Genomic DNA, 14,895 nt, shown 5'->3' on the forward strand with positions numbered 1-14,895 from the left:
CTATGAGCTGGTATTTATCGCGACCGGCGTGATCCTGTTTTCGCTGCTGGTGGGCGTGGTGCTGCTGCCGCTGCTGCTGCGCGGCGTGGACGGCATCGATAAAGCCGGCCACCGCCGCGAGCTGCAAAGCGCCCGTGCGGTGATGGCGAGCGTGGCGATCGAAAGCCTGCATAAAATGGAAGAGCGGCTGGAGAACAGCAGCGAGGAGAATATCGATCCTGAGCTGCTCAAAGAGGTCAGCCTGCGCGTTATCGGCAACCTGCGTCGTCGCGCCGACGGCAAAAGCGATCTGGAGCAGGCGCTGTTCGCCGAGAATCTGGAGCGTCGCTTCCGCCTGACCGCGCTGCGCGCCGAGCGTGCCGAGGTCTATCACCTGCGCGCAACTCAGCAGATCTCCGATGAGAGCATGCAGCGGCTGCTGCGCGATCTCGACCTGCTGGAAGCGCTGCTGATCGAGAAAGAAGAGTAAGCCGCGCGCCGCGCCTATACCGACAGGCGCGGCGCTTCATCCGGCCAGTGTTCGCGGCAGCAGGCGATCCACGCCTGCGCGCTGCGCGACAGATAGCTTCCCTCCCGCCAGATCAATCCCAGGCTCCACATCAGCTCCGACTCCAGCGGCAGCCACAGCAGCGACTGCTTATCCAGCCGCTGACAGATCGGCTCCGGCAGGATCGCCAGTCCCATCTCCGCCTGCACCATCGCCGCCAGAAAATCCCACTGTCCGCTGCGTACCGCGATATGCGGCGTGACGCCAAGACGCTGAAACGCCTTCATCAGCTGGCGGTTCAGCGAGAACTCCTCGTTGAAAATCAGCAGCGGATGCGCCGCCATCTCCGTCAGCGCGATATGGCTGCGGTTAAGCCAGACGGGCTGGCGCGGCACCAGCACGCAAAGCGGATGGTGCATCAGAGGCAGCGTGTTCAGCGGCAAATCGGGATCGACCGGCAGGGCGGTAAGCGCGATATCCAGGCTGCCCGCCAGCACCGCCTGCTGCACCGTGAGGCCGCCAAATTCGGAGATATTCAGGGTGACGCCGGGATAGCGGCGGCGAAACGCCGAGATCGAGCCGGCGATCTGCATGCCGACCATCGGCGGAATGCCGAGGCGCAGCTCGCCGGTTTTCAGCTGGTTAATATCGCCGATTTCCGCCTCGAGCTGGTGGAACTCCTGCAAAATCGCCAACCCGCGCTGGTAAACCGCCTGGCCGCTGTCGGTCAGATGAAGCTTTCGGCCGTCGCGCAGCAGCAGCGTGCAGCCCAGCTCCTCTTCCAGCTGGCGCAGCATTTTGCTGATGGTGGGCTGAGTCACATAGAGCTTTTGCGCGGCGCGGGTAAAACTCTGCTGGCGCACCACCTCGGTGAAGTAGCGTAAAGCGCGGACGTCCATAACTATTCCTTTTTGGCATGATTGGAATAATTTTAATTCATTTTTTTCACCTTCTGTCGCGGATTTATACTAAGCACCGAATCTGATGAAGGGAGAAAAGAAAATGGCGTTAGCGCTCAGCCCGCAGCGCGTGGGCAGGCTGCAACGACTCTGGTTGCCGCTGCAGCTGCTGCTGTACATCGGCATGTTTATCGCCTGCGATCGTCTGGTGAGCTGGCTGCATCTGCCGCTGCCCGCCAATATCGTCGGCATGCTGCTGCTGCTGGTCCTGATCGTCACGCGCGTGCTGCCGCTGCGCTGGGTCAGGGCGGGCTCGCGCTGGCTGCTGGCCGAAATGCTGCTGTTCTTTATTCCGGCGGTGGTGGCGGTGGTGAACTACGGCGACCTGCTGCGCGTCGACGGCTGGCGCATCTGCGTGGTGATTGCGCTAAGCACCGTACTGGTGCTCGCCTCCACCGCGCTGGTGGTCGATCGCCTCTACCGGTATGAAGTGGCGCGCGCGGCGCGCAGGGAACAGCGTGATGCGTGATTTTATCCTGAGCCTGCTCTGTCTGGCGGTCACGCTGCTGATCTACTTTCTCAACAAGCGTCTCTATCGCCGCTGGCGCACGCTGCTGCTGATGCCGCTGGTGGCGACGCCCGCGCTGCTGGTTGCGCTGCTGCTGATTACGCACGTCTCCTGGCAGGACTATATTGCTGAAAGCCACTGGCTGCTCTGGCTGCTCGGCCCGGCGACGCTGGCCTTCGCCGTGCCGGTGTATGAAAACATGACGATTATTCGCCGTCACTGGCTCTCGCTGAGCGCCGGGGTGCTGACCGCCACGCTGGTGGCGGTTTGCAGTTCGGTGTGGCTGGCGCGGCTGCTGACGCTGCCTGAGTCGATCCAGCGCAGCCTGGCTGTGCGCTCCATCACCACGCCTTTCGCGCTGGCGGCGGCGAAGCCCATCGGCGGCCAGCCCGATCTGGTCGCGCTGTTTGTGGTTATCACCGGCGTGTTCGGCGTGGCGATCGGCGACGTGCTGTTTCTGCGCATCGCTATCCGTCAGGGCGTGGCGAAAGGGGCGGGCTTCGGCGCGGCGTCGCACGGGGCAGGCACGGCGCGCGCCTGGCAGCTTGGCGAACAGGAGGGCGTGGTTGCCAGCCTGGTGATGATGCTTTCCGGCATCGTGACGGTGGTGCTGGCGCCGCTTATCGGCCACCTGATGTGGGCAGCCTGACAAAAAATTTGCCGATCGACATGTCTGTTTACGTAAAGGTTGCCAAATAGAGTTGTCAGGGGATTTCAGGCTGTTAACCTTTGCGCCGAAATTATTGTCCTTTCATGGAGTGGAATCATGTTTAAGCAACTTGTTACCGGGAGCGCACTGGGTCTGGTACTGCTGAGCGGCGCGGCGCAGGCTATCGAAGGCAGCGTGGATGTCGGCGAGCACAACACTAATCTGAACGTCGGTCTGGGCACCACCTCGCCTGGCCTGTTCCTTAAAGGCAACTGGCTGCGTAGCGATCACGACGGCAGCACCTACGGCCTGGGACTGGGTTACAACGTCGATATCGGCGGACTGCGTCTGGCGCCGACCGCCAAGACCATTTTCACCCATCCGGAAGATGGTAAAGATGGCTTCGCCGTGGCGCTGGGCGGCGGCGCGCAGTACAGCTTCAACAGCATGTGGGGCCTCTACGGCGAATACTACTATGCGCCAGAAGGTCTGACCGACCATCTCGACAGCTATCAGGAAGCCGCTGGCGGCCTGAGCTTCACCCCGATTTCGCTGCTGAACCTGCGCGTGGGCTATCAGTATATCGAGCTGAACAACAAAGGCGGTCGTAAAGACAACGTGCTGGTCGACGGCCCGTACGTCGGCGCTTCGCTGCGTTTCTGATTCGATCGGATAAAAAAAGGCGGCTTATCAGCCGCCTTTTTTATTTTGCCGCGCCGTGAGATCAGTGCGACTTGCCCTGCGAGATGCCGACGCCGGTCTGCGAGCGGATAAACTGCGCCCGGAAGCGACCGCGCTCCTGCGCCCCCTGCGGCGAATGGTCAGTAACGGAGAAGAGCCAGGTGCCGACAAAGGCGACGATCATTGAGAAGAGCGCCGGATACTCATAGGGATAAATCGGGGATGCGTGACCCAGCACCTGCACCCATACCGTCGGGCCGAGGATCATCAGCACCACCGCCGTGATCAGCCCAAGCCAGCCGCCAGTCATCGCGCCGCGCGTGGTCAGCTTCGACCAGTACATCGACAGCAGAATGATGGGGAAGTTACAGCTGGCGGCGATAGAGAAGGCGAGGCCGACCATAAAGGCGATGTTCTGCTTCTCAAACAGAATGCCCAGCGCAATCGCCACCACGCCCAATACCAGTACGGTAATCTTCGACACGCGCAGCTCTTCGCGCTCGGTCGCCTGACCTTTGCGGATAACGCTGGCGTAAAGGTCGTGCGATACCGCCGACGCGCCCGCCAGCGTCAGCCCGGCGACCACCGCCAGAATGGTGGCGAAGGCCACGGCGGAGATAAAGCCGAGGAAGGTGCTGCCGCCCACCGCGTTCGCCAGATGCACCGCCGCCATATTGGTGCCGCCGATCAGCGCGCCGCTGGCGTCTTTAAAGGCGGGGTTCGCCCCGACCAGCAGAATCGCCCCGAAGCCGATAATAAAGGTCAGGAAGTAGAAGTAGCCCATAAAGCCGGTGGCCCAGAAGACGCTTTTACGCGCCTCGCGCGCGTCCGCCACGGTAAAGAAACGCATCAGAATATGCGGCAATCCGGCGGTGCCGAACATCAGCCCCAGCCCGAGCGAGAGCGCGGAAATAGGATCCTTCACCAGCCCGCCCGGCTGCATGATGGCCGCGCCTTTCGGGTGCACCGCCATTGCCTGAGTAAAGAGGTTATTGAAGCTGAAGCCGGTCGCCTTCATCACCATGATCGCCATAAAAGAGGCGCCGAACAGCAGCAGCACCGCTTTGATAATCTGCACCCAGGTGGTCGCCAGCATGCCGCCGAACAGCACGTAAAGCACCATCAGGATGCCCACCAGCACCACGGCGATATGATAGTCGAGGCCGAACAGCAGCTGGATTAGCTTGCCTGCGCCCACCATCTGCGCAATCAGGTAGAGCGCCACCACCACCAGCGAGCCGCAGGCGGAGAGGGTGCGAATCGGCTTCTGCTGCAGGCGATAGGAGGCGACGTCGGCGAAGGTGTAGCGGCCCAGATTGCGCAGGCGCTCGGCAATTAAAAACAGGATCATCGGCCAGCCCACCAGGAAGCCGAGCGAGTAGATCAGCCCGTCGTAGCCGGAGGTGTAAACCAGCGCGGAGATGCCGAGAAAGGAGGCGGCGGACATAAAGTCGCCCGCCATCGCCAGGCCGTTCTGGAAGCCGGTAATATTGCCGCCGGCGGTATAGTAGTCGTTGCGCGAGCGGGTGCGCTTCGACGCCCAGTACGTAATGCCCAGCGTGGCGGCGACGAACACCACAAACATGCCGATCGCCTGATAGTTGGTGGCCTGCTGCTGCACCGCGCCGGTCAGGGCGTCCGCCAGCGCGGAGGCGGGCAGCAGCGCCAGCAGCCAGAGAGAAAGACGCTTCATGGTTTTACCTCGCTGAGAATCTGCTTCGTCAGGCGATCGAACTCGCCGTTGGCGCGCCAGACGTAAACGCCGGTCAGCACAAAAGAAATCACAATCAGGCCCACGCCGATGGGAATGCCGCGCGTCACGCTGGTGCCGTCATGCAGCGGCGTGCCGAGCCAGCCGGGCGCGAAGGCGATCAGCAGGATAAAGCCGACGTAGAGCACCAGCATAATCAGCGATAGCACCAGGGCGAACCGCTGGCGCTTATGCACCAGCTCCTGAAAGCGCGGATGACGCTCAATTCGTTGATTGAGCGCCTCCTGAGTGGAAAGGGCGTCGTTCATCACAGTTTCTCCAGAGGTTATGCAGGCGGCAGCCTCACGCTGCTGCGCGAGAAAGGCCTGGTCAGATATTGTTATGTGACTTCAGAAACACACTGCGTAAGGAAAGGGCGGCGGGAAGAAGAGACCTCCCGCCGGTAAGACGGTTTACGGCATACGGATCGCCTGCTTCTCCTCCAGCAGTTTATCCACGACGCCCGGATCGGCCAGCGTTGAGGTGTCGCCCAGATTGCTGGTGTCGCCCGCGGCGATCTTGCGCAGGATGCGGCGCATAATCTTGCCGGAACGGGTTTTCGGCAGCGAGTCGGTCCAGTGCAGGATATCAGGCGTGGCGATGGCGCCAATCTCTTTCCGCACCCAGCTGCGCACCTCGGTATAAAGCTCCGGCGACGGCTCTTCGCCATGGTTCAGCGTGATATAGGCGTAGATCGCCTGGCCTTTAATACTGTGCGGAATGCCCACCACCGCCGCTTCTGCGATCTTGGGATGCGACACCAGCGCAGACTCGATCTCGGCCGTACCGAGACGGTGGCCCGAGACGTTGAGCACGTCGTCGACGCGGCCGGTAATCCAGTAGTAGCCATCTTCGTCGCGGCGCGCGCCGTCGCCGCTGAAATAGCAATTCTTGAAAGTAGAGAAGTAGGTCTGCTCGAAGCGGTCATGATCGCCGAACAACGTACGCGCCTGGCCCGGCCAGGAGTCGGTGATCACCAGATTGCCTTCCGCCGCGCCCTCCTGCGGATTGCCTTCGTTATCCACCAGCGCAGGCTGCACGCCGAAGAAAGGTTTGGTCGCGGAGCCCGCTTTCAGCTCGATGGCGCCCGGCAGCGGCGCGATCATAAAGCCGCCGGTTTCGGTCTGCCACCAGGTATCCACAATCGGACAGCGGCCGTCGCCAATTTTGTTGTAGTACCATTCCCAGGCTTCCGGATTAATGGGTTCGCCCACCGAGCCCATAATGCGCAGGCTCTGGCGGCTGGTGCCCTCAATCGCCTTGTCGCCTTCCGCCATCAGGGCGCGGATCGCCGTCGGCGCGGTATAGAGCAGGGTAACGTTGTGTTTGTCTACCACTTCCGCCATGCGGCTCGGTTTCGGCCAGTTCGGCACGCCCTCGAACATCAGGGTGGTGGCGCCGCACGCCAGCGGCCCGTAGAGCAGATAGCTGTGACCGGTGACCCAGCCGACGTCGGCGGTACACCAGTAGATATCTTCCGGGTGATAATCGAAAACATATTTGAAGGTGGTCGCCGCATAAACCAGGTAGCCGCCGGTGGTGTGCAGCACCCCTTTAGGCTTGCCGGTAGAGCCAGAGGTATAAAGGATAAAAAGCGGATCTTCCGCCTGCATCTCGGCGGGCGCGTGCTGCTCGCTCGCTTTATCCATTAACTCGGACCACCAGAGATCGCGGCCATCTTGCCAGTCAATCGCTCCGCCGGTGCGCTTCAGCACCACCACATTTTTCACGCTGTTGACGGTGGGATTTTTCAGCGCGTCGTCGACGTTTTTCTTCAGCGGGATAGGGCGTCCGGCGCGCACGCCTTCATCCGCGGTGATCACCAGTTTCGCGCTGGAGTCCACCACGCGGCCCGCGACCGCTTCCGGCGAAAAGCCGCCGAAAATCACTGAATGCACCGCACCGATGCGCGCGCAGGCCAGCATCGCCACCGCCGCTTCGGGCACCATCGGCATATAGATCGCCACCACGTCGCCTTTTTTCACCCCCAGCGACAGCAGCACATTGGCGAAGCGGCACACCTGGTTATGCAGCTGGCGAAAAGTCAGCGTCTTGCTTTCGCTGGCGTCGTCGCCTTCCCAGATAATGGCGGGATGGTCGCCGCGCTGTTCCAGATGGCGATCGAGGCAGTTGGCCGCCAGATTGAGCGTGCCGTCCTCGTACCAGCGAATAGAAATATTGCCCGGCGCGAAAGAGCTGTTTTTCACTTTGCTGTAGGGCTTGATCCAGTCGAGGATTTTCCCCTGTTCGCCCCAGAACGCATCCGGATCGCTGACGGACTGCTGATACATCGTCTGATACTGCTCGGCAGTGATCAGGGCATTCGCGGCAATGGCGGCAGGTATCGGGTGTTTATGTTGTTGGCTCATGGCGGATCTCCTTGAAGATGTTAATAATATGTCAATCAAAGGTTAAGTGAAGCCTGAGCCAGTGCTTTGTTTCTTTTTTGCGCCTTAGATCACGAGAGCGCCTGCCAGCGTGTTATCTCTTGCAAATCCCTCGAACATGCGGCGCAGTCCGCTCCTGCGGCTGGCGAAAAATACAGCAAACGAATCCGCCGCCTTTTTGCGCAGCGCTGCATAGCTATGCGCATAATTTAACAACTATTACTTTTTAGAACAGCAGGTTAGGGTTTTTATAACTAAACAGCATTTTATGCTAGAAGAGTGGTTAATCTTTAATCGAACACGCCAGGGGTTGCATTTACCACAGTGAAAATGATACTTATCTCGCCCCTGCTCAGCAGGACTCAACCAGACGGCGTCTGAAAAAAGTACGAGAATTATCGCATTTTCGTCGAGGACGCTGTCCTCAATAACCCTCTAATTTACCGGGCTTTTGCTCACTTCCCTGTGTGTATCCTTCTCTGCACCTTCGCAGCGTAGCAATAGGGGTTTTGACTGAGGAAATAACGCGTTATGAAAGGTTTTAAAATAAGCCTGGCCTGGCAGATTCTGATTGCGCTGGTGCTCGGCATCGTTGTCGGTTCAGTGCTGCATAATCAGCCAGACGATCGTGAATGGTTAATCACCAACATTCTCAGCCCGGCGGGCGATATCTTTATTCATCTGATCAAGATGATCGTTGTGCCTATCGTGATTTCATCGCTGATTGTCGGCATCGCCGGCGTGGGCGATGCGAAGAAACTGGGACGAATCGGCGTCAAAACCATCGTCTATTTCGAAGTGATCACCACCCTTGCCATTGTGGTCGGCATTACGCTGGCTAACGTGTTTCAACCCGGCACCGGCATTGATATGTCAACGCTGGCAACGGTGGACATCTCTAAGTATGAAGCCACGACCGAAGCGGTGCAGAACGGGCCTCACAGTCTGGTCACCACCATTTTGTCGCTGATCCCGCAGAACATCTTCGCTTCGCTGGTGAAGGGCGACATGCTGCCGATCATCTTCTTCTCGGTGCTGTTCGGCATGGGCCTGTCGGCGCTGCCGTCGGAGCAGCGCGATCCGCTGGTTAACCTCTTCCGCAGCGTGTCGGAAACCATGTTTAAAGTGACGCACATGATTATGCGTTACGCGCCAGTAGGCGTCTTCGCGCTGATCGCCGTGACCATCGCCAACTTCGGCTTCGCCTCGCTGTGGCCGCTGGCGAAGCTGGTGCTGCTGGTTTACGCCGCGATTCTCTTCTTCGCGTTCGTTATCCTTGGCGGCGTGGCGCGCTTCTGCAAGCTGCGTATCACCACCCTGATGCGCATCCTGAAAGATGAGCTGATCCTCTCTTACTCGACCTCCAGCTCGGAAACCGTGCTGCCGCGCATTATGCAGAAGATGGAGGCCTACGGCGCGCCCAAGGCGATCACCAGCTTCGTGGTGCCGACCGGCTACTCCTTTAACCTGGACGGCTCGACGCTCTACCAGAGCATCGCCGCCATCTTTATCGCGCAGCTTTACGGCATCGACCTGTCGCTGACCGACGAGATTATCCTGGTGCTGACGCTGATGGTGACCTCGAAAGGCATCGCGGGCGTGCCGGGCGTGTCGTTCGTGGTGCTGCTGGCGACGCTGGGCAGCGTCGGCATCCCGCTGGAAGGCCTGGCCTTTATCGCGGGCGTCGACCGCATCATGGATATGGCGCGCACCGCGCTTAACGTCATCGGCAACGCGCTGGCGGTGCTGGTTATCGCTCGCTGGGAAAACCAGTTCGACGCCGAGCAGGCGAAAGCCTATGAGTTGAAGCTGCGCGCACAAACGGCGAGCTAACGCTTCTTACAGGCGATTCCCCTTGCTAACAAGCGGATAAGACGGCCCGAAGAGCAAAGCGTCCCGCAACAAGGATGTTGCGGGCCGAGCTGCCAGGGATGGCGCTTTTTGCGTCTTTGCGATCGGGCCGTCTTATCCGCGCAGGCTCCGGCGTTCCAGGCGACACCATGCCATGCAACAGGGTTCAGACAACGTCTGAACCCTTTTTTTATCCCGTAAATATGTTAAAACCGGGCCTGGATAAATCATGCCCGGAGCACGTCCCATGACAATCGACCTCAGCCAGCTCATCACCGAAGGCCGCAACCCGGCCAGCCAGAACATCGACGAGCTCGCCACCGACGCCATGCTGCGCGTCATTAACAACGAAGATAAAAAAGTGGCGCTGGCGGTTGAAGCGATCGTGCCGCAGATCGCCCAAACGGTTGACGCCATCGTCGCCGCCTTCGCGCAGGGCGGCCGACTGATCTACAGCGGCGCGGGCACCTCCGGGCGACTCGGCATCCTCGACGCCAGCGAATGCCCGCCGACCTTCGGCACGCCGCGCGGTCAGGTGGTAGGGCTCATCGCGGGCGGCCACAATGCGATACTGCAGGCAGTAGAAAACGCGGAGGACGACCGCGAGCAGGGCGCGCAGGATCTGCGCGACATTCAGTTCAGCAAGAAAGATGTGCTGGTGGGCATCGCCGCCAGCGGCCGTACGCCCTACGTGCTGGGGGCGCTGGAATACGCCCGCACGCTGGGCGCCACTACGGCGGCGCTCACCTGTAACCCGAACAGCGCCATGGCGCAGGCAGCGGAAATCGCGCTCACGCCGGTGGTCGGCCCGGAAGTGGTTACCGGATCCTCGCGCATGAAAGCGGGCACCGCCCAGAAGCTGGTGCTCAACATGCTCACCACCGGCGCGATGATCCGCAGCGGTAAAGTCTACGGCAACCTGATGGTCGACGTCGAAGCCACCAACCAGAAACTGGTGCAGCGCCAGATCAACATCGTCATGCAGGCCACCGACTGCGACGAAGCGGGCGCGCGCCGCGCGCTGACGGCCTGCGACGGACACTGCAAAACCGCCATTCTGATGCTGCTGGCCGACATCGACGCCGAAGAAGCCCGCGCGCGGCTCAAAAGGCATCAGGGCTTTATCCGCCGTGCGCTACAGGACTGATAAACGCAATCATTAAAAAGGGCTAACGATTTACAGATAAGCGGATGGCGGGTCAATTGCTCGCCAGCTGCTTTTTTAGCGGGGAAAATTTATTACCTCCTCTAAAGCCAGGGTCTTTTGCTGCCGAAAAGAAAAAAAAACATAACTGATGATCGCCCTACATTCAGCAGCCCTTTCAAGGACCCTTTATGCGTAATAATCAGCCAGTCACTCAGCGCGAATTCGTGTTTGACGATGACGCGACGTTAATGTCGACCACCGATATCAATAGCTACATCACCTATGCCAACGACGCCTTTATCGAGGTCAGCGGCTTTACGCCGGAAGAGGTCAACGGTCAGCCGCACAACATGGTGCGCCATCCCGACATGCCGCCCGAGGCGTTTGCCGACATGTGGGCGACGCTGAAGCAGGGCGAACCCTGGTCGGCGCTGGTAAAAAACCGCCGTAAAAATGGCGATCACTACTGGGTGCGCGCCAATGCGGTGCCGGTGGTGCGCGACGGCAAGGTGCAGGGATTTATGTCGGTGCGCACCAAACCCGGCGAAGCGGAAATTCGCGCCACTGAAGCGCTCTATCGCGATTTTCGCGAAGGGCGGGCAAAAGGGCGCCGCTTCCATAAAGGGCTGATCGTGCGCGCCGGCTGGCGTCGCGTCGGGTCACTGCTGAAAACGCTGCCGCTGCGCTGGCGCATTCGCCTGCCGCTGATGACGCTGCTGCCGCTGGCGGCGCTTAGCGCCGCGCTGCTCGGCATGACGCCCGCCTCGCTGGGCTGCTTTTCCGGCGGCATGACGCTCCTGCTGCTGCTGACCAGCCTGTGGATGGAACGGCAAATCTCGCGCCCCATCGAACGCATGTGCCAGCAGGCGCTTAGCGTGGCCACCGGCGCCAGTCATAAGGTGGAGCAAATCGATCGCGTCGATGAGGTGGGGATGACGCAGCGCGCTATCGGCCAGCTCGGCCTGATGTTCCGCTGGCTGGTGGATGACGTCAGCGGGCAGGCGATCAACGTCCTGAGCGCCAGCGACGCCATCGCCAGCAGCAACAGCGAGCTGAGCCGGCGCACCGAACAGGCGGCGGCTAACGTGCAGCAGACTGCCGCCACCATGAATGAGATGACCGCCACGGTAAAAAGCAACACTGAAACGGCGGGTGAGGTCAATACGCTCTCGGCGCGCACCAGCCAGGCGGCGAGCAAGGGCGGGGACGTGATGCAGGAGATGGTGGGCATGATGGCGGAAATCGCCGAAAGCTCGCAGCGCATCGCCAACATCACCAGCGTGATCGACGGCATCGCCTTCCAGACCAATATCCTGGCGCTCAACGCGGCGGTGGAAGCGGCGCGCGCGGGCGAGCAGGGCAAGGGCTTCGCGGTGGTGGCGGGAGAGGTCCGCAACCTGGCGCAGCGCAGCGCGAAGGCCGCCAGCGAGATCAAAAGCCTGGTGGAGACCAGCGCCAGCCGCGTTCAGCTCGGCAGCCGACACGCCGACGCGGCGGGGCGCACCATGCAGGACATCGTCGCGCAGGTGCAGAACGTTTCGTCGCTGATCGCGCAGATCAGCGCCGCTACCGCCGAGCAGTCCACCGCGCTGAGCGAAGTCTCTACGGCGGTCGAGGATCTCGACGACATCACCCACCGCAACGCGGCGCGCGTGCAGGAGAGCGCCGAGGCGTCCGGCCGCATGACGCATCAGGCTAACCGGCTGGTGGAAGCGATCAGCGTCTTCCGCTAAGAGGCGCGCGCCTCTTCCCGCCCGGCGCGCAGCGCGCCGGGCGGCTGACCGACGATACGCTTAAAGGCGCGGCTAAAAGCGGCAAGCGAGCCGTAGCCGAGTTGAAACGCCACCACTTCCACCGCTTCGCCGTTATTAACGATGCGCTGCACCGCCAGCCGCATGCGCAGCTCGGTGAGATAGCGCAGCGGCGTCATGGTGGTGGCGTTCTGAAAGCGCTCGGCGAACACCGAACGCGAGCAGCCCGCTACGCGCGCCAGCCGTTCTACCGTCCAGTTCTCTCCCGGTTCGCGGTGCATCGCGGCGATCGCCTTGCTCAGGCGCGGATCGCGCATCGCCTGCACCAGCCCGCTGCCCTGGCCGCAGCCGTTCTCTACCCAGCCGCGCACGATCAGCGCCGCCACCACGTCCGCCAGCCGCGACAGGATACCGGCGAAGCCGGCGTGGCGCGTGCGCGACTCGCGCTCCATGGCGTCGAGAATCGGCTGGATCTCCGGATACTGCGACAGCAGGGTGCTCACCAGCATGATATCCGGCATGGTGTTGATCAGCGGCTGCATGCCGCCCAGCTCGAACTTCATGCAGGCGCTGAACAGGATCACGCTCTCCTCGTCGTCGCAGGCGTTGGCGGGCGCGCCGATGGCGCAGACGCTGTCGCAGATCGGCTTGCTGCTGAAGGCGGCGATATTCTCGCAGTCGGCGTCGGGCGAGGAGAGCAGGCTGTGGGGTTTGCCATGCGGGATCAGCAGCGCGTCGCCGGTATTGAGGGTGAACATCGCGCCCGAGGCGCCGCGCACCAGCAGCGGGCCGCGCCCGACGAAGTGAAACTGCGCCCGGCCCGGCGCATGCTCATAGCGCAGCCCGAAGGGGGCGGCGAGCTGAATGCGCTGATAGGTCACGCCGTGCAGCCGCATGCCCATCAGCAGTTCGCTGGTCAGATCTTCATAGTGGCTCATTGCATTCCAGACGAATTATCAATAATGAAGGTGTTGCCATCATAGATCGTCTTGCCTGCTCCCTCTATGCTCCAGCCTTAATAAATTTTTTATGGAGAAGCTGCATGAGTCTGAATACAGAAGTGGCTGATGAGGTTTCCGTACCCGCGCATCCAGCCTGGGGCGCGGTCTTTGCCATGGCGTTTGGGGTGTTCGGCCTCATTACCGCCGAATTTCTGCCGGTCAGTCTGCTGACGCCGATCGCCGCCTCGCTGCAGGTGTCGGAAGGTCAGGCGGGACAGACGGTAACGGTGACCGCGCTGGTGGCGCTGCTGACCAGCCTCGTGGTGGGCAGCGTCACGCGGCGGCTCGATCGCCGCGTGGTGATGCTGGCCTTTACGCTGCTGCTGGTCGCCTCGGCGCTGCTGGTGGCGCTGGCGAGCAACCTGACGCTGATCCTGCTGGCGCGCGTGCTGCTCGGCATGGCGATTGGCGGCTTCTGGACGCTCTCGACCGCGATCACCATGCGCCTGGTGCCCAGCGATCAGGTGCCGCGCGCGCTGTCGATCGTCTTCAGCGGCATTTCGCTGGCGACCATTATCGCCGCGCCGCTCGGCAGCTATCTCGGCGGCCTGATCGGCTGGCGCAATATTTTTATGCTGACCGCCGGGCTGGGCGGGCTGGCGCTGATCTGGCAGAGCTTTACCCTGCCGGCGATGCCGCCGGAGAATAAAGCGCGCAGCGGCGGCGTGCTTGATCTGCTGCGCAGCGGGCTGATGCGCTGGGGCATGCTGGCGGTGATTATGATGTTTACCGGCCACTTCGCCTTCTTTACCTACCTGCGTCCGTTCCTGGAGAGCAGCGCGCAGCTTAATCTCAACCAGCTGTCTCTGGTGCTGCTGGCGTTTGGCGTGGCTAACTTTTTCGGCACCTCGCTGGCGGGCTATCTGGTGACGCGCAGCGTATCGCTGACGCTGAGCGCGATGGCGCTGGTGATGAGCGCCACCGCGCTGCTGCTGGTGAGTTTTGTCGACGTCTCGTGGCTGGTCGGCGCGGGCGTGGCGCTGTGGGGCCTGGCGTTTGGTTCGATGCCGACCGGCTGGTCCACCTGGATCTCGCGCGCGGTGCCGGACGACGCCGAATCGGGCGGCGGCCTGCTGGTGGCCACCATCCAGCTGGCGATTACTGCCGGCGCGGCGGCGGGCGGCTGGATGTTCGACCTGCAGGGCGCAGGCGGCGTCTTTCTCGCCAGCGGCGTGCTGATGCTGCTCGCCTCGCTCACCATCTTCACTCGCGTGCGACATCACGGCTAACAGGCCAGAGGGCAGCGTAATATGCTGCCCTTTTCTTTTCTGCCAGCGAGTTAACCTTTTGCGGCGCCGCTATACCCAATGTGCGATTTGATTGTCAGTAAATTTGATAAAGAAGCGCAATTATCTCCGCTATCAGCAGCCTCTTCCCCGGTCTATTATTCACACCAACAAGGCGACACGCCTTATCTGATTAAACATCTACCGAGGAATTGACCATGAAAACTATCAAAACTTTTGCTGCTGTTATCGCTCTCTCCTTTCTTCCGCTGACCAGCTTCGCGCAGAGCGTGACCGCTACCGACGCTACCCTTGACGGCGCGGAAGCAAAAATCGCGGCGCAGGCGAAAGAAGCGGGCGCCTCGTACAAAGTGACCGAAGCCTACACCAACAACGGCGTGCACATGACGGCTGAACTGCTGAAATAAGTCCGACCGGCTGTTGCTGACAGGACGCCTCCGGGCGTCCTGGCGGCGTTTAAGCGGGTGAAACTGCTTT

The 14,895-nt window shown here is 61.2% G+C and carries 13 protein-coding genes and 1 pseudogene; 9 read left to right on the plus strand and 5 right to left on the minus strand.

Annotated features, from left to right (window positions below; genetic code table 11):
* Positions 1-469 (plus strand): annotated as a pseudogene (locus HA46_RS13830) (Na+/H+ antiporter); the annotation flags it as partial.
* A 14-nt stretch (positions 470-483) separates the two neighbouring features.
* On the opposite strand, the gene HA46_RS13835 reads toward HA46_RS13830, so the two are convergent.
* Entirely contained in the window at positions 484-1,386 is a 903-nt protein-coding gene (locus tag HA46_RS13835; protein WP_084884895.1) for a LysR family transcriptional regulator, read from the minus strand.
* Positions 1,387-1,489: 103 nt separating this feature from the next.
* On the opposite strand from HA46_RS13835, the gene HA46_RS13840 reads away from it, so the two are divergent.
* The 3 genes from HA46_RS13840 to HA46_RS13850 all read left to right on the plus strand — a co-directional run bounded on the left by HA46_RS13840 (position 1,490) and on the right by HA46_RS13850 (position 3,266).
* Positions 1,490-1,915 (plus strand): CidA/LrgA family protein, encoded by a 426-nt coding sequence (locus HA46_RS13840; RefSeq protein ID WP_033793209.1) that lies wholly within the window; start codon positions 1,490-1,492, stop codon positions 1,913-1,915.
* Positions 1,908-2,603 carry an LrgB family protein gene (locus HA46_RS13845; RefSeq protein ID WP_084884898.1) on the plus strand — a complete coding sequence of 232 codons (696 nt, stop codon included), beginning with the start codon at positions 1,908-1,910 and terminating at the stop codon, positions 2,601-2,603. The genes HA46_RS13840 and HA46_RS13845 overlap by 8 nt, the downstream gene beginning before the upstream one ends.
* 117 nt (positions 2,604-2,720) lie before the next feature.
* Entirely contained in the window at positions 2,721-3,266 is a 546-nt protein-coding gene (locus tag HA46_RS13850; protein ID WP_033749177.1) for a YfaZ family outer membrane protein, read from the plus strand.
* Between the two features lie 61 nt (positions 3,267-3,327).
* On the opposite strand, the gene HA46_RS13855 is transcribed toward HA46_RS13850, so the two are convergent.
* The 3 genes from HA46_RS13855 to acs all read right to left on the minus strand — a co-directional run bounded on the left by HA46_RS13855 (position 3,328) and on the right by acs (position 7,403).
* Positions 3,328-4,977 carry a cation acetate symporter gene (locus tag HA46_RS13855; RefSeq protein WP_084884900.1) on the minus strand — a complete coding sequence of 550 codons (1,650 nt, stop codon included), beginning with the start codon at positions 4,975-4,977 and terminating at the stop codon, positions 3,328-3,330.
* On the minus strand, positions 4,974-5,303 hold the full coding sequence (locus HA46_RS13860) for a DUF485 domain-containing protein (protein WP_033749179.1): 330 nt from the start codon (positions 5,301-5,303) through the stop codon (positions 4,974-4,976). The genes HA46_RS13855 and HA46_RS13860 overlap by 4 nt, the downstream gene beginning before the upstream one ends.
* 144 nt (positions 5,304-5,447) lie before the next feature.
* Positions 5,448-7,403 carry an acetate--CoA ligase gene (gene acs / locus HA46_RS13865; RefSeq protein WP_033793214.1) on the minus strand — a complete coding sequence of 652 codons (1,956 nt, stop codon included), beginning with the start codon at positions 7,401-7,403 and terminating at the stop codon, positions 5,448-5,450.
* 549 nt (positions 7,404-7,952) lie between these two features.
* On the opposite strand from acs, the gene gltP reads away from it, so the two are divergent.
* From gltP to HA46_RS13880, 3 genes are all read left to right on the plus strand, one after another.
* Complete coding sequence (gene gltP, locus HA46_RS13870) at positions 7,953-9,254, plus strand: glutamate/aspartate:proton symporter GltP (RefSeq protein ID WP_033793215.1); 1,302 nt, start codon at positions 7,953-7,955, stop codon at positions 9,252-9,254.
* 265 nt (positions 9,255-9,519) lie between these two features.
* On the plus strand, positions 9,520-10,419 hold the full coding sequence (murQ, locus tag HA46_RS13875; RefSeq protein WP_084884903.1) for an N-acetylmuramic acid 6-phosphate etherase: 900 nt from the start codon (positions 9,520-9,522) through the stop codon (positions 10,417-10,419).
* A gap of 188 nt (positions 10,420-10,607) precedes the next feature.
* Positions 10,608-12,152, plus strand: coding sequence for a methyl-accepting chemotaxis protein (locus HA46_RS13880; protein ID WP_084884905.1), 1,545 nt, complete (start codon positions 10,608-10,610; stop codon positions 12,150-12,152).
* Here HA46_RS13880 and HA46_RS13885 read toward each other — a convergent pair.
* Positions 12,149-13,108, minus strand: coding sequence for an AraC family transcriptional regulator (locus HA46_RS13885; RefSeq protein WP_084884907.1), 960 nt, complete (start codon positions 13,106-13,108; stop codon positions 12,149-12,151). The two genes, HA46_RS13880 and HA46_RS13885, sit on opposite strands and share 4 nt — an antisense overlap.
* Before the next feature lie 104 nt (positions 13,109-13,212).
* Between HA46_RS13885 and HA46_RS13890 the strand changes: the two genes are divergently transcribed.
* Both HA46_RS13890 and HA46_RS13895 read left to right on the plus strand, forming a co-directional pair.
* On the plus strand, positions 13,213-14,400 hold the full coding sequence (locus tag HA46_RS13890) for an MFS transporter (RefSeq protein WP_033793219.1): 1,188 nt from the start codon (positions 13,213-13,215) through the stop codon (positions 14,398-14,400).
* A gap of 215 nt (positions 14,401-14,615) precedes the next feature.
* Positions 14,616-14,825 (plus strand): YdgH/BhsA/McbA family protein, encoded by a 210-nt coding sequence (locus HA46_RS13895; protein WP_084884910.1) that lies wholly within the window; start codon positions 14,616-14,618, stop codon positions 14,823-14,825.
* Positions 14,826-14,895: the final 70 nt, after the last annotated feature.

It is taken from the genome of Pantoea septica (assembly GCF_002095575.1).
Lineage (GTDB): Bacteria > Pseudomonadota > Gammaproteobacteria > Enterobacterales > Enterobacteriaceae > Pantoea > Pantoea septica.